Origin of the sequence: Bacillus sp. FSL K6-1218, assembly GCF_038006445.1 — a bacterium.
In the GTDB taxonomy this organism is placed as follows: domain Bacteria; phylum Bacillota; class Bacilli; order Bacillales; family Bacillaceae_G; genus Bacillus_A; species Bacillus_A thuringiensis_S.
On the sequence record NZ_JBBOVE010000001.1, the window covers coordinates 4,323,548 to 4,340,398 of the forward strand.

The window sequence follows — 16,851 nt, forward strand, 5'->3', positions numbered from 1 at the left end:
AACCTTCTTTTCTACGTAAAAAAGCTCGTCAGTTATATAACCGACGAGCTTTTACTTTGCACATTTTGGACAACGGCCATATATTTCAAACTTATGACCCGTTACTTCATAACCAGTAAAATCTTTATTCATAAAATCCATTGGACAGGAAGTAATCTCTTTCGTCCCCCCACAATCCAAACAAATAAAATGATGATGATGTTCCATAATAGAACAAGTAAAACGAAAATGTTTTTCACCATTTAATTCCGTTTGTTCTAAAACACCAATCTCAGCAAAAACTGTTAAGTTACGATAAATCGTATCAAAACTAAGCCCTGGATAGTCGTCTTTCATATGCTCTAAAACGTCTTTCGCAGTTAAATAACGATTATGTGCTGCAAATAATCTGAGCATCTCTTCTCTTTTTCCAGTATGTTTGTATCCTTTTTCTTTCATTAGGCGTAAAGCTTCTGTTAGATTCATACCTATCCCTACTTTATGCAGTTTTTTTCTTCTTCCATAAAATCGCACCGATTAAAATAAGAACTGCTATCATAACAATTGTACCACCTGGTGCTAGATCAAGTTGATACGAAGCAAACATTCCACCAATAACTGCAATTTCACCAAATAAAATGGAAAAGAAAATTGTTTGTTTAAATCCTTTAGCAATACGAATACTCGCTGCAACTGGCAACGTCATTAATGATGATACGAGAAGAACCCCTACTACACGCATTGATACTGCAATGACAAGAGCAACTAATATAATGAAAATAAAGTGAATCCATTTCGCTCTTAAACCAGTTGATACTGCGTATTCCTCATCAAATGATAGTAGAAACAGCTCTTTATATAATAAAATAATTGTCGCAACAACAACAATTGCTACAATCCCAATAATAATTAAATCCGTACTTGTTACAGCACTAACACTACCAAATAAATAACTAAATAAGTCTGTGTTAAATCCATTTGCAAGTGAAATGAAAATAACTCCAACTCCCATCCCTGCCGAAAGGATAATCGGAATTGCTAATTCTTGATAGTGCTTATATACAGTTCTTAACTTTTCGATTAGTAGCGCTCCACCAATTGAAAAAATCATCCCCATATATAAGGGGTTTAAAAATCCACCTGTAAAAATGGTTTTTTCAAGTAATAAACTTGCTGCAATACCTGATAACGTCACGTGACTTAATGCATCCGCAATAAGAGATAAACGACGAATAACAACAAACACACCAATTAGCGGTGCAACAAGTCCAATTAAAATACCTGCGTATAAAGAATTACGTAAAAAGTCATATTGTAAAAAATCTTGTATCATTATATCCTCCCGTGATGCTCATGTTCGTGTTCTAAACGATGAACATGATGTCCATATAAGACGGACATTTCTGCATCTTCTAACTCTCGGAACTTCTCTACATTTCCATGGAAATGTAGATGTTGGTTTAGGCATGCAACATGTGTTACTTTTTCGGTAACAGCTCCCATATCATGAGTAACAAGAATTAATGTGATTCCCAACCTTTTGTTTAAATCCTCTAATATTTCGTAAAAACTTTCCACATTTTTTACATCGATTCCAACAGTAGGCTCGTCTAAAATAAGCAATTCAGGATCACTAACAAGCGCACGAGCAATAAATACACGCTGTTGCTGTCCACCAGAAAGCTCTCCAATGTTACGACCTTGAAACTCACTCATCCCTACATCAGCAATTGCTTTTTCTACCTTTTTCTTATCTTCTTTTGTGAAAAATCGAAAAAGCCCTTTTTTCGAAACAAGTCCCATTGACACAACTTCAGAAACAGTTGCTGGAAAACCAGAATTGAAACTATTTGCCTTTTGGGATACATAACCAACTTTGTTCCATTCCTTAAACTTCTTACTATCAACGCCAAACACGCGAATGCTTCCTTCTTTTGGCTTTAAAACGCCTAATAAACACTTAAGTAAAGTTGATTTACCTGAACCATTCGGTCCCACTAAACCTAAAAAAGCTCCCTTCGGAACTTGCAAATTAATATTTTCTAACACATTCCGATCTTCGTATCGGAATGTTAAACCTTCAATCTCTAATATATTATTCATAGCATCTCACCTATTTTAATTCAGAATGATTCCGATTTATATCTATTTGAATTATAGTACAGCTTATTATAGTTGTAAACCAATCTGCCTAAAATATATCTATTTTTTCAAGAAACCTTACTATTATAACAAAAAGCAGAGAAAAATTCTCTGCTTCGAAAAATATTCCTATAAATTTTTAGTGAATAGCCGATTTAAACTTACCACCATTTGTCTCTTGCGTGTTCATAATCGTAACAAACGCATTTTCATCAATTTCATGCACAATTGATTTTAACTTCGTCACTTCTAGACGCGTTACAACTGCATAAATAACTTCTTTTTCTTTATCCGTGTAACCACCTTTTGCTACCAGCTTTGTAGTTCCACGGCCAAGACGATGCAAAATCGCGTTTGATACTTCCTCATATTGATCAGATACAATTAAAACCGCCTTCGTTTCATCTAGCCCTTGAATTACTGTATCGATCGTTTTAAATGCGATATAGTACGTCATAACAGAATACATCGCTTGTTCCACACCAAACACAAATGCTGCCCATGCAAAAATAAATAAGTTCACAAACATTACGAATTCACCAACAGAGAACGGTAATTTCTTCGTTAATAAAATCCCCATAATTTCAGTTCCATCTAACGACCCACCATGACGAATTACAAGTCCTACACCAAGACCTAAAATAAGCCCACCAAACACTGTCGCTAAAATAGGTTCTGTTGTAAATGGTGGCACCGCATGTAACGTTGACTCAATGAAAGCTAACGCTACAATACCAAATGTCGAAGATAACATAAATGTTTTTCCAATTTGCTTATAACCCGAATACATAAATGGGATATTGAGAACAACGACTAAAGTAGAAAAACTTAACCACCAAATGTTAGGAGTAAGATAATCTAATATAAGAGAAATACCAATAATTCCACCATCAATAATTTTATTTGGCATTAAAAATAGTTCAATCGCTACCGCCGCGCATGCTGCTCCAAAAATAATCATAACTAAACGATAAATGAGATGAATAACACTTTCTTTTCGATGTTGCTTTTGCTCCATAGGTCCTCCCTTTACTCTTTTTCTGTAGTTTTGTCCTTATATTATAACATACGCTTCTTTTCCTCATGAAAAAAGAAACTCCATACGAATATGTACAAGCTATATGCTCATATATTTCGATAGAAGAACGCGTGAAGGAGGATAACAAGATGAACCTCATAAAACAAATTGTTAATAAAAAATTAAATCATATTTCTACAAAAGAGTTATTAAAATATAGCAAAGAATATGAAGTTTCTATTACGACTGCACAAGCTGACCAAATCGTTTTACTTATGAAAGGTAAAAATATTAATATTTACGATAACAACGAGCGACTAGAGCTCTTAAAACAGATTGCAAAAGTAACCTCTCCTGCCACTGCCCAACAAGTAAATACATTATTTCAGCAATTACTAAAATAAGGAGGGGAAATCCCCTCCTTATTGCGCTTTAATTTTTTCAAGAAGCCCTTCATCAAAAGTACCGTTTTTCAGCATTTCGATTTCCAATTTGTATGGTGGCTTCTTATCTTTTTTATCTTCCCCTACATACGGTGTTTCAAGAATTTTTGGTACATGCATTAACTGTGGATGATGTACAATATGATGCAACGCTTTATACCCAATATGACCAAATCCGATGTTTTCATGACGGTCTTTTCCTGCTCCGCATACATTTTTACTATCATTAATATGAAGTACTTGTAAACGATCTATACCAACGATCTTATCAAATTCGTTTAATACACCGTCAAAGTCATTTACAATATCATATCCTGCATCGTGCGTATGACACGTATCAAAGCATACAGATAGCTTTTCATTATATTTTACGCCATCAATGATCTTTGCAATTTCTTCAAAGCTACGACCACATTCTGTTCCTTTTCCTGCCATCGTCTCTAAGGCAATGTTAACCGTCTGTTCTGGCGTTAGTACTTCATTAAGCCCTTTAATAATTTGTTGAATACCAGCATCTGCTCCAGCACCAACGTGCGCTCCTGGGTGAAGAACAATTTGTTTCGCTACACCTAATGCCGATGTTCTTTCAATTTCCATACGAAGGAAGTCTACACCTAATTGGAATGTTTCTGGCTTTGTCGTATTCCCAACATTAATAATATACGGTGCATGGACGATAATCTCCTCAATTCCATTCAGCTCCATATGTTTTCTTCCTGCTTCTATGTTCAATTCTTCAATTGGTTTTCTTCGTGTATTTTGCGGTGCACCTGTATAAATCATAAACGTCGTTGCACCATATGAAACAGCCTCTTCACTTGCTGCTAATAACATTTTCTTACCACTCATGGAAACATGAGATCCAATCTTTAACATACAATCACCTCTTCAATATACAATAGATATAATGATAGCATAATTTGTAGAAATATGTAGTGAATTGTTTGTTCACAAAAGACGCACTACACAAATTTATTTGACTATTTAAACAGACTATACTCTTCATTTAAATTAGCGGGATTAAAAAAAGATAAGGGAAACCCCTTATCTTTTTTTATTGCTATATTTTCTCTTCACTTTGTCACGTTCTGTTGCAAGTTTACGTTTATAGTTTGGTTTTACTTTTTTCGGTTTTTTAATAACTTTCGTTGCCATAACATCAAGTTCGTCATTTGGTTTTTTACGGCTCTTACGACGACGACGCTCACCTAAATCCGCCCACTCATCTCCACGTAAATCTACATGTTTAAACTCGATATGACGTTGTTTTTCTAAGCTATCTAACGCTTCTTCGTTTGCTGGATCATAAATCGTCACTGCAATACCAGAATGCCCCGCACGTGCTGTTCTTCCAACGCGGTGAACGAAGAAATCTAAATCTGATGGTAGCTCATAGTTAATAACATGGCTAATCCCTTCAATATCAATACCACGTGCTGCTAAATCAGTCGCAACAATATATTGGAATTCAAGGTCACGAATTTGTTTCATCATTTTTTTACGATCACGTGGTGATAAATCCCCGTGAATTCGTCCAACTTTTAAGCCGCGTTCCATTAATCCATCAGCAACTTGATCTGCCATCTTTTTCGTATTCGTGAAAACAACTGCTAAATACGGTTTAAATTGAAGTAGCATTTTATTCACTAAATCAATTTTATTACGATGTTTAGAAGGCACTAAATAGTGTTCAATGTTTCCAGCTGCAACTTGTTTTGGATTGATATGAATATGCTCTGGATTCTCCATATATTTCTTCAGAAACGGTTTTAGTTTTTGAGGAATTGTTGCAGAGAAAACTAGCATTTGCAAGTTTTTAGGCATACGTGCTGCAATTTTATCTACATCATGAATAAATCCCATATCAAGCATTAAGTCTGCTTCATCGACAATAATCGTATTTGCTTTATGAACAAATAATGCTTGTTCTTCAACTAAGTCTTTAATACGCCCTGGTGTCCCAACTACGATATGAGGTTGTTTTTTCAATTTTTCAATTGAACGTTGTTTATCAGTTCCACCAATTAAACAACGCGCTGTAATCATTTGATCTTCCGCACAGAATTTTGTTAATTTCACAATCTCTTCGTAAATTTGTTGTGCTAACTCACGAGTAGGTGCTGTAATAACAAGTTGTACTTCTTCACGGCTTGCATTAATTCTGTTTAATGTAGGAAGTAAGTATGCATGTGTTTTCCCAGAACCTGTTTGGGATTGCCCAATTACACTTACACCTTTTTTCACGACCGGGAAAATTTTCTGCTGAATTCCTGTCGGCTCTGTAAAGCGTAGTTCACGAACTGCATCTATTAAAAATGGTTTAAAATCATACTGTGTAAAAGTTTTTTGCGTCATAAGTTACACCTTCTTTCTAAAATTTCTACTGCGCGCACAAATCAGTCAAGTCTACATTATATCGAAATCTACAAGTAAAATCCATCTTTAGTTTAGGTTTTCACTTCAAAAACTAACCTTCTTCCCTTTTATTGCATATTGTATGTGTATATACCTAACTGAAGAAAGGAGGATTTCTCACATGTTTCCGAAATCCCCTACAAGGCAAATGTATCCGAATCAAGGACAACAACCTTATACACCATATCCCATTCCACAACTACCACCAATGGCGCAAAAAAAGAAAGGTTTTCTTGCTAAGCTTTTTAAAAAACACGATCCAACCGAGCCTTTTATGCAAATGGTTCCGCCTTACCGACAAATGGAAGGCCCGCCGATGATGCATCAGCAACCACCGCCGCAGCAATATCAACAGCAATACCAGCAACAATATCCTCAGCAACATCCACAATATCAACCATACATGCAGCAACATCCTGAGCAAATGATACCGCCTCAAATGTATGAATCAAATGAAACGCGCGGCGGGGCAGCAACTACAGCTACAGCAAGCAGTGGCATCGGCAGTTTTTTTTCGAATTTAATTTCGAATCCAACTAATATGATAAATAACATCGAAAAAGTATCCCAAGTCGTTCAATCTGTAGGTCCTGTCGTCGAACAGTACGGTCCTATTATGCGTAGTCTACCAAGCATTGTTAAAATCCTCACCTCTGGAAAAAGTACGGAAGAAAATCAAACGGAAAATGTAACAGAGCCAGTTGAGGTAGAAAGTCCGCCTCCTACACCTCAAAAAAAGAAACGAAAACGAAAGAAAATAGTGATTGAACCTGTAATAGAAAAAGAGTTACCGAAAGAACCAGTTCAACAAACAGCAACAAAACCAAAACTATATGTGTAACAATCCTTTGTTTTCTATCCACTCCTCCTTTATAATGTAAAAGACTATGCACAAAAGTATCCCTTGTTTAGAAGGAGAGGATTACTCATATGAAAATTGTTAAAATTTCCCCTCGTGGTTATTGCTACGGTGTTGTCGATGCAATGGTAATTGCACGTAACGCCGCATTAGATAAATCATTGCCGAGACCCATTTATATTTTAGGTATGATTGTTCACAATAAACATGTTACAGACGCTTTTGAAGAAGATGGAATCATCACATTAGACGGTCCAAGTCGCTTAGAAATTTTAGATAAAATTGATTCTGGTACTGTTATTTTCACTGCACACGGTGTTTCTCCAGAAGTTAAACAACGCGCAAAAGAAAAAGGTTTAACAACAATCGATGCCACTTGTCCAGATGTTACCAAGACGCATGACCTTATCGAAGCTAAGAAAGCGGAAGGGTATCATGTCATTTATATCGGTAAAAAAAATCATCCAGAGCCAGAAGGCGCAGTCGGTATTGCACCTGACATTGTTCACCTTATCGAAAGAGCCGATGATTTAAAAACATTAGAAATCCCAACAGATAAAATTTTAGTAACGAATCAAACAACGATGAGTCAATGGGATGTTCAACATTTAATGGAGGACATTCAAAAAAAATTCCCAACAGCAGAATTCCATAAAGAAATTTGTTTAGCAACTCAAGTTCGCCAAGAAGCTGTCGCTAAACAAGCTGATGTTGCAGACTTAACAATTGTTGTTGGTGATCCGAAAAGTAACAATTCAAATCGCTTAGCACAAGTATCACAAGAAATCGCAGGTACAAAAGCATATCGAGTTGCTGATGTAAGCGAAATTCAATTAGAGTGGCTACAAGGTGTAGAAAACGTAGCTGTTACAGCAGGTGCTTCTACTCCAACTCCAATTACAAAAGAAGTTATCGCTTTCTTAGATCAATATGACCCAATGAATCCCGCTACATGGGAGAGAGTTCGAAAAGTACCGTTACAAAAAATATTACCTCGTGTAAAAGTGAAAAAAGAACAATAATAAAAACCGTTGCCTATATGAGCAACGGTTTTTATTTTTCTTATACAAATGTAAATGGATCTGTATGTAATTGCGAAGCATGAATGTGTACATTGAGTTTCTTTGCATCCACTTTTTCTTGTAATTGCTTTTGCACACCTTGCTTCATTACTTTTTCAACGTTATGTCCTGGGTCAACTATATTTAAACCGAGCATCATCGCATCATGAGCAACATGATAATACATGTCACCTGTTACATATACATCCGCTCCTTTAAATTTAGCTTGATTGATGTATTTGTTACCATCACCACCAAGTACAGCTACTTTACGCACTTTATCATCTAATTTCCCAACAACTCGTGCACCCTTTACATCTAATGATTGCTTTACATGTTCTGCAAACTGTCCAAGTGTCATTTCTTCTTTTAAGTATCCTATTTTCCCAAGCCCTAATGTTTCGCCTTTGTTATCAAGTGGATACACATCATACGCTACTTCTTCATATGGATGTGCCGTTACCATCGCTTTAATCACTTTTCGTTGTAGTGAAACTGGAATAATCGTTTCGATTCGCACTTCTTCTACGCGCTCTAACTGTCCAGTTTCCCCTACATAAGGATTTGTCCCCTCTTGAGGTACAAACGTACCTGTACCCTCGCTACTAAACGTACAGTGGCTATAATTGCCGATATGACCAGCACCTGCGTCTCCTAATGCTTTTCGTACTTCTTCTGCATGAGTTACTGGCACAAACACAACAACTTTTTTCATTTCTTCTGCATATGTCGGTGCCAAAACTTCTGTATTTTGCAACCCCAACGCCTCAGCAAGTAAATCATTTACCCCGCCCTTGGCAACATCCACATTTGTATGCGCTGCATAAATGGCAATATCATTTTTAATACACGTTTCAATAATTCTTCCGTACGCTTTATCTGTATGAATCGCTTTTAACGGATTAAAAATTAAAGGATGATGCGCGATAATGACATTCGCTCCTAATTGAATCGCTTCCTCCACAACTTCCTTCGTTACATCTAACGCAATCAATACGTGTTGTACAGATTTATTAAGCGCTCCAATCTGCAGACCAATTTTATCTCCTTCCATCGCCAAATGCTTCGGATACATACTTTCAAATAAAGAAATAATTTCATGGCCGTTTGGAATTTTACTCATGATAAAATCTCCCCTATCATTTTCATTTTCGCTTCTACTTCTGCACGTTTCGCTTTTGTTTCTTCAGAATTAGCCGCACGTTCTAACTGTTTTAAAATATTTTGGAAGTTTTTCAATTCCCCTTCCCATTTCTCACCAAAAGCTTCATTTTTCTCTTTTATTAGAAATGGCCCCATAAACAATCCCGCTTGTTTATTTTCCGAGTAAGGTGCTTCGACATTTCCTCGCTCTCCTACTAAAATCTCGTAAATTTTCCCATCTTCTTTTACGATTTTTTCATGGATAAGCTCCCAACCATTTTCAACAAACCATTCACGAATATGATGTGCTGCAATATTCGGCTGTAAAATTAAACGTGTTACACCTTCTAATTTTTCTTTACCACTTTCTAAAATGTCACGAATTAACGCTCCGCCCATTCCAGCAACCGTAATAACATCTACTTCTCCTGGCGCGATAACAGCTAATCCATTCCCTTTACGTACATCTACTTTATCTTGTAAGCCACTTTCAGCTACAGTTGCTTGTGCAGAACGAAATGGTCCATCTACAACTTCACCTGCAACTGCTTTTGTAGCAATATTATTTATAATTGTATAACACGGTAAATACGCATGATCCGATCCAATATCAGCAACTGTAGATCCTACTGGTATTTCACGCACAACTTCTTCTAATCGTTTTGAAAGCTTTACTTCATTCATGTATTTCCATTACTCCTTCTCTTGTCAGTCTGTCTCCATGATAATGAATTTATAGTAGTTGTTGCAAGCCCATAACAACAATTCACTTCTCTATCATTCATCGTATTTTAGAAAATATAGAAAAACAAGCCCTTTGCATAAGCAAAAGACTTGTCATACGGAACTTTATTTTTTCTTCGATAACCAATCAGCTACTTTAGTGGCTTGATCAGCTGGAACTATATTGGCAGGCATATTGCCCTTTCCTTTGGAAAGAATTTCTTTAATTTCATCCTTTGAAAGTTTCCCACCAATTTTTTGTAAGTTAGGTCCTACTGCCCCTTGTAACTGATCACCGTGGCAGCTCGTACAGCTTTGCTTCACAATATCCTCTGGTTTTGATGCTGTTTGTGCTGGCTTCCCGCCATTTTTTGCATCAGCTAACTCTTTAGATTTATTTAGCCCCTGAAATGAAAATACAAACATAACGATAATACCTAATGCTGCAATAAGAGCGAACGGAATCAGCGGATTACGTTTCATATCTCTTCTCCCCCCTCTATACCCCTAAATAGTTAGATGATTCAGTCATTTCCATTGTACTTGAAAACGCTCTATCAGAAAAGAGTAAACTACTACTTGTTAAAAATATTCCATAAATTCAGTTTATTGTTTTTTATTGTCATATAGCTTATTATTTCGATAATTATTAACGTTTCTCATCATATTTTTCGCTTTTCTACATATATTTTTGTATAGAATAAACAAAATTAATCGAAAAATCGAAAAATGAGCATTTGCAAATCAAAAGACAATTCTGTAAAATAAATTACAAGAAATTGTAATCGTTGCCGATAGCTAAATTTTAACAAAAATTAACAAAATAAAAAAGTTTACTTCACAAAGGTGAAGTAAACTTAAAAAATAACCTATTCTAAGAAATCCTTAAGACGCTTACTACGACTTGGATGTCTTAATTTGCGAAGTGCTTTTGCTTCAATTTGACGGATACGCTCTCTCGTTACGCCGAATACTTTCCCAACTTCTTCAAGCGTACGAGTTCGTCCATCATCTAAACCGAAACGAAGACGCAGAACATTTTCTTCACGATCTGTTAGTGTATCTAACACATCTTCTAATTGTTCTTTTAGCAATTCATAGGCTGCATGGTCCGCAGGCGATGTTGCTTCTTGGTCTTCAATAAAGTCACCTAAATGGGAGTCATCTTCTTCACCAATTGGTGTTTCAAGAGAAACTGGCTCCTGTGCAATTTTTAAGATTTCACGTACTTTTTCTGGAGCAAGATCCATTTCTTCACCAATCTCTTCAGGAGACGGTTCGCGACCTAAATCTTGTAATAATTGACGTTGTACACGAATTAACTTATTAATCGTTTCAACCATATGAACTGGAATACGAATTGTTCGCGCTTGGTCTGCAATGGCACGTGTAATAGCTTGGCGAATCCACCAAGTTGCATACGTACTAAATTTGAAACCTTTACGATAATCGAACTTTTCAACAGCTTTAATTAGACCCATATTACCTTCTTGAATTAAGTCTAAGAAAAGCATACCACGGCCTACGTAGCGCTTTGCAATACTTACTACAAGACGTAAGTTTGCTTCTGCAAGACGACGTTTCGCTTCTTCATCGCCTTCTTCAATACGCGTTGCAAGTCGAATTTCTTCTTCTGCAGATAGTAAGTCTACACGACCAATTTCTTTTAAATACATACGAACAGGATCGTTGATTTTAACCCCAGGTGGTACACTTAAATCATTGAGGTCAAACTCTTCTTCTGTCTTTGTAATTTGGCGATTATTAGGGCCTTCTTCGTTGTCATTATCACCAACTAAGTCAATGCCTTGTTCACCTAAATATTCATAGTATTCATCCATTTGATCGGATTCAATTTCAAATCCATTCATGCGTTCTGCAATCTCTTCATATGTAAGAACGCCACGTTTTTTTCCGAGCTCAGTGAGTTGTTCTTTCACTTGCTCAAGGGTCATTTCAGTTTCAATTTGTTTAGAACGAGCTGGTTTGTCAGCCATCTGTTCCCCTCCTTACGCGAGATACAAACATTCATTATACTAAAACTTTATCAAAAAAGCTATTTTCTCGCTTTTTGATTTTGTAAATATGCTACATAATATTTAGCAGCCTCTACAGGATCTGTTTTTTCCATTTGTTTCACTTTAAAGATGATCTCCATCTTTTCAAGTTTTTCCTGATGCCGTCTAAGCGTCTCCAAATGGCCTTGCAACACTTCTTCTGTGTATTCTGGATTAATAAATTCATCCGTCGAAATATCAGTGATAATATTTTTCAACTTTTCATCAGAGAGCCAACTTAAAAATGTTCCGACTGAAGGTTCATTTCCCTTTTCATAATATGCGTATAGTTCATATAAAATCCCTTTATGTTCTTCTGTATGAAAATCTTCTATATGGGATTCCATACGAACAGCTACTTCTGCACTTTGCAACATATGGTAAATAATTTCTCTTTCCGCTCTTTCAAAACCTGTTAACTTCGGTTTTGTTTGAACGACTTGAGACGGTTTAGCAACCTGCTTTATTTGTTTTTGCTGTACCTTTTGTTCTTTGCGATATTGGTGCAATTGATTCAAAAGTGTTTCCATTGAATACGAAAATTCTTGCGATAATGACTTCAAATATGACTCTGCCTGCATCGCATCTTGTAACAACGATAACTCTTTTAAAACACTTTTCACATATTCTTCTTTGCCAGACTCATCTTGCAAATTTTTCCCTAAACGCAAATAATTTATTTTAAAACCAACAAAACTCACACTTGATTTCACAAGATTTTCAAAAGCGGTAGTCCCATATTGTTGCACATATTCATCAGGATCAAGCTTATCTGGCAAGGATGTGACTTTCACTTGGCAACCAACTTTTAGCAATAATTGCCCTGCTTTCATCGTCGCTTCTCGCCCTGCTTTATCACCATCATAGCAAAGAACAACAGTTTCAACGTTACGTCGCAGAAGTTTTGCTTGTTCTTCAGTTAAAGCCGTTCCCATTGTCGCAACGGCTTCTTCCACGCCACTTTTTACCGCAGCTAGTACATCGGCATATCCTTCAAAAAGAACCACTTGCCCACGCTTTCTAATAAACGGTCTTGCTTGGTGGAAGTTATACAACAATTTACTTTTGTGAAAAATTGGCGTTTCCGGGCTATTTAAATATTTTGGAGTGTCATCTCCTAACGCCCTTCCACTAAACGCTATCACCTTACCTTGTAACGTATAGATCGGGAACATAACTCTTCCACGGAAGCGATCGTAATGACTACCATCCTTCTCACTTCTTATTAGAAGGCCAGCTTGTTCCATACTAGACAGCGATAAACCTCTTTTTTGTAAAATTTTCGTCGCTGCATCCCAAGCAGGTGATGCATAACCAATTTCAAACTTCTCAATCATCTCTTTCGTAATACCACGGTTTAATAAATATGAAAGTGCTTCATTTCCCTCTTCCGTATTTACTAATAAATGATGATAATACTTTTTCAATAATTCATGAGCTTGTTGCATGATGACAGTGTCATCAGATATGTCTTCTTGTTGTCCTTGCCCTGATGTGTACTCTGCAACCGCAATTCCATTTCTTTCGCCTAGCTTTTGAACAGCCTCGGTAAAAGCCAGTCCTTCCATTTTCATTAGAAATGAAAATACATTTCCACCTTCTCCACATCCGAAGCAATGAAAAATTTGCTTATCAGATGAAACAGAGAATGAAGGAGAATTCTCACCATGAAATGGACAAAGGCCGAAATAGTTACGCCCCTGTTTTCTAAGTTGAACGTATTCACCAATGACTTCTACAATATCGGATGATGTCCGAATCTGTTCAACAACTTCTTCGGGAATTCTGTTCCCCATAACTCCATCTCCGTGTCGTATTTTGTATTCGATATAAATTAAAAAATTCCTTTATAATTCGACAATATTTTTCTAAACTTGTTAGAAAGTGTTGCCGATTACATTGTATAAACGATTTTGAACCTTTCCTATAGGTCCTTTATCTGCATAAATCGCATATACATACTTGCTATATAAAATTGTATACATTTGCTCATCTGTTACAAATGTACCTCTTAGAAACAATACATATACACCTTTTTACAAGAAGAGTAGCAAGCCACATATACTGTTTGATCTTGAGATCTGTAGCTTTTTCATGGTGATCCATATAACAATCAACTCCATTTTGTTCAGTATCTACAAAGATCCAATTTCCTTGCTATTTCCTTAAAGGATGAGCATATGATGCGACAAACAAAATTCCGACATGAAATTCCGCTCCAACTTGCACAATTTCAGTCTTCACGGGACATGCATCTATACCAACTAATATGTTGTTGATGTTTTGCATATTTCTGTATTCTACATCCCTTCTGTGAATCCTTCCATAATGTGCGTTTTCTTGTATAGATTTTGTCGATTTAACGTAATTACATGTCTTTTTCGTAAATCCTATCCCTAGTTTATTCTGAAAAATTAAAGTCTAAACGTAAAATATAGGTTTTTATCACAATTTTTTATTATAATATATTTTCTTCAACTACGCTACATATCCCTTTATTTTTTCATCTTACATTTCAGGATGACAAACTTACACCTTGAATATACTAAAAGACAAAGGAGTATAAGTATAACCATTACACTACAATCTATTACAAAATCTATAGGTATCATATTTCACACGAGCGAAAAAAGCACATTCACCTTTGGTAAATGTGCTAAAACATTTTTTGGTTTTGCACTGCATTCACAATAATATTTGCTGTTTCTTCAATCGCTTTATTCGATACATCGATTACTTGGCAATTTATTTTACTAATTACTTCCTCAAAGTGATCAATTTCTTCTTGAATACGATTAATATTTGCATATGTTGCTCCATCACTTAATCCAAGTGATTTTAATCGTTCTTTTCGAATATGATTTAACTTATCTGGTGTAATTTTCAAACCGAAACATTTTTCTTTTGCCACTTGATATAGTTCTTCAGGTGGGTCAACTTCTGGTACGAGTGGTACATTCGCAACTTTCAAGCGTTTGTTATGAGCTAAATATTGAGAAAGTGGTGTTTTTGATGTACGCGAAACACCAATCAACACGATATCTGCTTTTAAAATACCTCGTGCATCTCTGCCGTCATCATACTTCACAGCAAACTCAATCGCTTCAATTTTTTTAAAGTATTCTTCATCTAACCTACGGACAACACCTGGCTCATACCTCGGCACTTGCCCCGTAATTTCTTCAATTTGATCAATAAGAGGGCCGATAATATCGTATGCCTCTACCCCTTCTCTTGCAGCCTCTGTTACTAAATACTGGCGCATATCAGGCTTAACTAACGTAAAACATATAAGTGCTTGATTACTCTTAGCAATCGAAATCACTTCTTTTAATGTCCCTGTATCTTCTACATACGGTACACGTCTAATATCAGGAGCAAACGGGAATTGCCCCATTGCTGCTCGAACAACCAAATCAGCCGTTTCCCCTACAGAGTCAGATACGACATATACGATTTTATTATCCATTACATTACCTCACTTTAAACAAATTACACTTATTCGTTATTTACTAAATTTACAAACGCACGTGTAATATTTGTTTTTGTAATTCGCCCAATCACTTCTAAACCTTGTTTCGTATCTTTTACAACTGGCATTGCATCAATCTGTCTTTCTATTAATTCCATCGCAATATCATATAAAGAATCCTCTCTACGACACATTGCAATGTTTGGCATCCTTGTCATGATAATATTAACCGGAAGAGAGGTTAAATCCTGCTTTCCTAAGCTCGCTCTTAATAAATCTTTACGAGACACAACACCAACTAATAGAGTCATCTGATCTACAACGAACAATGTACCAACGTCCTCTAAAAACATCGTACAAATTGCATCGTATACGGAAACATTTTTATCAATTACAACCGGTCTAGATTGATAATCTTGTACTTTAATTTTCTTAACAGCTTCAGATAATAGCTGCCCCCCAGTTTTACCCGTATAAAAATAACCTACGCGTGGACGTGCTTCTAAATAACCAGCCATCGTTAAAATTGCTAAGTCTGGTCTTAGCGTCGCACGTGTTAGACCCAATTGCGCTGCAATTGATTCCCCTGTAATAGGACCGTGATCTTTTACAATCTGAATGATATGTTCTTGTCGTTTATTCAGCTCTATGATAATCACCACCTTTAATGCACAACGAAAAAAGTTATACTATCTCTTAAATATTATATACTAAATATGCTATTCGAAAAAGAAAGTATGTAAAAAGGACCGTATACGGCCCAAAATTATATTTGAAACTTATCAAGTTGTTCTAAAAAACGTCTTGATTTCAAATAAATTCCGCAATATTCATCATAATATGTATTCAATACTAAACGCATTTGTTTTTTTGTGCTATCCTTTACCGATACATTTCCGAGCCTATGTAAATCGAAATGGAAGAAAAGACGTAATAATTTATGAACAGCTTCTCCTACCGGTATACGATATGGGTCTTGCTCTGCATGACGTGAGCACAGAAAACCGCCTTCCCTGACGGAGAAGGCGACAAAGTCTGTTTCTTGATGACAAATCGCACATGTATCAAAGTACGGGCGCATCCCTAATACCGGAAGCATTTTCGTTTGATAAATTAATGATAATACTTCTGGATCAACACCCTCACACATATAATGCAACGTTTGATATAACATTTCAAATAAATACGGATTATGTTTTTTATCTTCTGTTGCTTTATCAGTTAACTCAACAATAAATGATGCATAAGCAGTTAAAAATATATCCTCGCGAATTTCTTTCATAGTTGAAATAATCTCGCCTTGTTGCAATGTTCCAAGCCCAGATCCCATTTGAATAAGAAACTGGCCATGTGTCATTAATTGCGACACAGATGCTAATCGGCTTTTCGGTTTTTTTGCCCCTCTTGCCATTGCACTTACCTTACCAAGTTCTCTTGAGAATATTGTAACAATCTTGTTCGTTTCTCCGTAATCTGTCGTACGGATAACGATGCCCTCAACTTTTTGAAACATGTTCGTCACCATCCAAGGTTTGAACA

General features: G+C 36.1%; 18 protein-coding genes. 3 read left to right on the plus strand and 15 right to left on the minus strand.

Annotated elements, in window-relative coordinates; genetic code table 11:
* Positions 1-51: 51 nt before the first annotated feature.
* The 4 genes from MHI26_RS22050 to MHI26_RS22065 form a co-directional block, all read right to left on the minus strand.
* Complete coding sequence (locus MHI26_RS22050) at positions 52-465, minus strand: Fur family transcriptional regulator (protein WP_001054516.1); 414 nt, start codon at positions 463-465, stop codon at positions 52-54.
* A 13-nt stretch (positions 466-478) separates the two neighbouring features.
* Entirely contained in the window at positions 479-1,312 is an 834-nt protein-coding gene (locus MHI26_RS22055) for a metal ABC transporter permease (protein ID WP_000613815.1), read from the minus strand.
* Positions 1,312-2,082 (minus strand): metal ABC transporter ATP-binding protein, encoded by a 771-nt coding sequence (locus MHI26_RS22060; RefSeq protein ID WP_001059662.1) that lies wholly within the window; start codon positions 2,080-2,082, stop codon positions 1,312-1,314. Before MHI26_RS22060 ends, MHI26_RS22055 begins: the two co-directional genes overlap by 1 nt.
* Before the next feature lie 178 nt (positions 2,083-2,260).
* The gene (locus MHI26_RS22065; protein ID WP_000435962.1) at positions 2,261-3,139 is read right to left on the minus strand and encodes a YitT family protein; all 879 of its coding nucleotides are present in this window, start codon (positions 3,137-3,139) and stop codon (positions 2,261-2,263) included.
* A gap of 149 nt (positions 3,140-3,288) precedes the next feature.
* On the opposite strand from MHI26_RS22065, the gene MHI26_RS22070 reads away from it, so the two are divergent.
* Positions 3,289-3,543 (plus strand): DUF2624 domain-containing protein, encoded by a 255-nt coding sequence (locus MHI26_RS22070; protein WP_001048958.1) that lies wholly within the window; start codon positions 3,289-3,291, stop codon positions 3,541-3,543.
* 18 nt (positions 3,544-3,561) lie between these two features.
* Here the strand turns inward: MHI26_RS22070 and MHI26_RS22075 are convergent, their stop codons facing one another.
* Both MHI26_RS22075 and MHI26_RS22080 read right to left on the minus strand, forming a co-directional pair.
* Positions 3,562-4,458 (minus strand): deoxyribonuclease IV, encoded by an 897-nt coding sequence (locus MHI26_RS22075; protein WP_000912457.1) that lies wholly within the window; start codon positions 4,456-4,458, stop codon positions 3,562-3,564.
* A 168-nt stretch (positions 4,459-4,626) separates the two neighbouring features.
* Positions 4,627-5,937: a DEAD/DEAH box helicase gene (locus tag MHI26_RS22080; RefSeq protein ID WP_000192443.1), complete on the minus strand. Its 1,311-nt coding sequence runs from the start codon at positions 5,935-5,937 to the stop codon at positions 4,627-4,629.
* 181 nt (positions 5,938-6,118) lie between these two features.
* Here MHI26_RS22080 and MHI26_RS22085 point away from each other — a divergent pair, with 181 nt between their 5' ends.
* On the plus strand, positions 6,119-6,838 hold the full coding sequence (locus tag MHI26_RS22085) for a YqfQ family protein (RefSeq protein WP_061666287.1): 720 nt from the start codon (positions 6,119-6,121) through the stop codon (positions 6,836-6,838).
* Between the two features lie 89 nt (positions 6,839-6,927).
* The gene (locus tag MHI26_RS22090) at positions 6,928-7,878 is read left to right on the plus strand and encodes a 4-hydroxy-3-methylbut-2-enyl diphosphate reductase (protein WP_000706658.1); all 951 of its coding nucleotides are present in this window, start codon (positions 6,928-6,930) and stop codon (positions 7,876-7,878) included.
* Between the two features lie 40 nt (positions 7,879-7,918).
* Here the strand turns inward: MHI26_RS22090 and MHI26_RS22095 are convergent, their stop codons facing one another.
* The 9 genes from MHI26_RS22095 to recO form a co-directional block, all read right to left on the minus strand.
* Positions 7,919-9,040, minus strand: coding sequence for a Nif3-like dinuclear metal center hexameric protein (locus MHI26_RS22095; RefSeq protein ID WP_000036249.1), 1,122 nt, complete (start codon positions 9,038-9,040; stop codon positions 7,919-7,921).
* Entirely contained in the window at positions 9,037-9,744 is a 708-nt protein-coding gene (locus MHI26_RS22100; RefSeq protein ID WP_001006546.1) for a tRNA (adenine(22)-N(1))-methyltransferase, read from the minus strand. The genes MHI26_RS22095 and MHI26_RS22100 overlap by 4 nt, the downstream gene beginning before the upstream one ends.
* 165 nt (positions 9,745-9,909) lie before the next feature.
* Entirely contained in the window at positions 9,910-10,266 is a 357-nt protein-coding gene (gene cccA, locus MHI26_RS22105) for a cytochrome c550 (protein ID WP_000828142.1), read from the minus strand.
* A 386-nt stretch (positions 10,267-10,652) separates the two neighbouring features.
* Complete coding sequence (rpoD, locus tag MHI26_RS22110; protein WP_000764066.1) at positions 10,653-11,780, minus strand: RNA polymerase sigma factor RpoD; 1,128 nt, start codon at positions 11,778-11,780, stop codon at positions 10,653-10,655.
* A 59-nt stretch (positions 11,781-11,839) separates the two neighbouring features.
* On the minus strand, positions 11,840-13,636 hold the full coding sequence (gene dnaG, locus MHI26_RS22115; protein ID WP_000528221.1) for a DNA primase: 1,797 nt from the start codon (positions 13,634-13,636) through the stop codon (positions 11,840-11,842).
* 81 nt (positions 13,637-13,717) lie between these two features.
* Positions 13,718-13,861 (minus strand): hypothetical protein, encoded by a 144-nt coding sequence (locus tag MHI26_RS22120; RefSeq protein ID WP_000479748.1) that lies wholly within the window; start codon positions 13,859-13,861, stop codon positions 13,718-13,720.
* Between the two features lie 635 nt (positions 13,862-14,496).
* Entirely contained in the window at positions 14,497-15,309 is an 813-nt protein-coding gene (locus MHI26_RS22125) for a pyruvate, water dikinase regulatory protein (protein ID WP_000368949.1), read from the minus strand.
* A gap of 29 nt (positions 15,310-15,338) precedes the next feature.
* Entirely contained in the window at positions 15,339-15,971 is a 633-nt protein-coding gene (locus MHI26_RS22130; protein WP_000583756.1) for a helix-turn-helix transcriptional regulator, read from the minus strand.
* 107 nt (positions 15,972-16,078) lie between these two features.
* A complete protein-coding gene (gene recO / locus MHI26_RS22135) occupies positions 16,079-16,825 on the minus strand; it encodes a DNA repair protein RecO (RefSeq protein WP_000487013.1) in 747 nt (248 codons plus the stop codon).
* Positions 16,826-16,851 lie beyond the last annotated feature (26 nt).

Excerpts from the sequence above, each read along its gene's own strand:
- MHI26_RS22050 (WP_001054516.1), bottom strand. The coding sequence starts at position 465 with ATGAATCTAACAGAAGCTTTACGCCTAATGAAAGAAAAAGGATACAAA.
- MHI26_RS22055 (WP_000613815.1), bottom strand. The coding sequence starts at position 1,312 with ATGATACAAGATTTTTTACAATATGACTTTTTACGTAATTCTTTATAC.
- MHI26_RS22060 (WP_001059662.1), bottom strand. The coding sequence starts at position 2,082 with ATGAATAATATATTAGAGATTGAAGGTTTAACATTCCGATACGAAGAT.
- MHI26_RS22065 (WP_000435962.1), bottom strand. The coding sequence starts at position 3,139 with ATGGAGCAAAAGCAACATCGAAAAGAAAGTGTTATTCATCTCATTTAT.
- MHI26_RS22070 (WP_001048958.1), top strand. The coding sequence starts at position 3,289 with ATGAACCTCATAAAACAAATTGTTAATAAAAAATTAAATCATATTTCT.
- MHI26_RS22075 (WP_000912457.1), bottom strand. The coding sequence starts at position 4,458 with ATGTTAAAGATTGGATCTCATGTTTCCATGAGTGGTAAGAAAATGTTA.
- MHI26_RS22080 (WP_000192443.1), bottom strand. The coding sequence starts at position 5,937 with ATGACGCAAAAAACTTTTACACAGTATGATTTTAAACCATTTTTAATA.
- MHI26_RS22085 (WP_061666287.1), top strand. The coding sequence starts at position 6,119 with ATGTTTCCGAAATCCCCTACAAGGCAAATGTATCCGAATCAAGGACAA.
- MHI26_RS22090 (WP_000706658.1), top strand. The coding sequence starts at position 6,928 with ATGAAAATTGTTAAAATTTCCCCTCGTGGTTATTGCTACGGTGTTGTC.
- MHI26_RS22095 (WP_000036249.1), bottom strand. The coding sequence starts at position 9,040 with ATGAGTAAAATTCCAAACGGCCATGAAATTATTTCTTTATTTGAAAGT.
- MHI26_RS22100 (WP_001006546.1), bottom strand. The coding sequence starts at position 9,744 with ATGAATGAAGTAAAGCTTTCAAAACGATTAGAAGAAGTTGTGCGTGAA.
- cccA (WP_000828142.1), bottom strand. The coding sequence starts at position 10,266 with ATGAAACGTAATCCGCTGATTCCGTTCGCTCTTATTGCAGCATTAGGT.
- rpoD (WP_000764066.1), bottom strand. The coding sequence starts at position 11,780 with ATGGCTGACAAACCAGCTCGTTCTAAACAAATTGAAACTGAAATGACC.
- dnaG (WP_000528221.1), bottom strand. The coding sequence starts at position 13,636 with ATGGGGAACAGAATTCCCGAAGAAGTTGTTGAACAGATTCGGACATCA.
- MHI26_RS22125 (WP_000368949.1), bottom strand. The coding sequence starts at position 15,309 with ATGGATAATAAAATCGTATATGTCGTATCTGACTCTGTAGGGGAAACG.
- recO (WP_000487013.1), bottom strand. The coding sequence starts at position 16,825 with ATGTTTCAAAAAGTTGAGGGCATCGTTATCCGTACGACAGATTACGGA.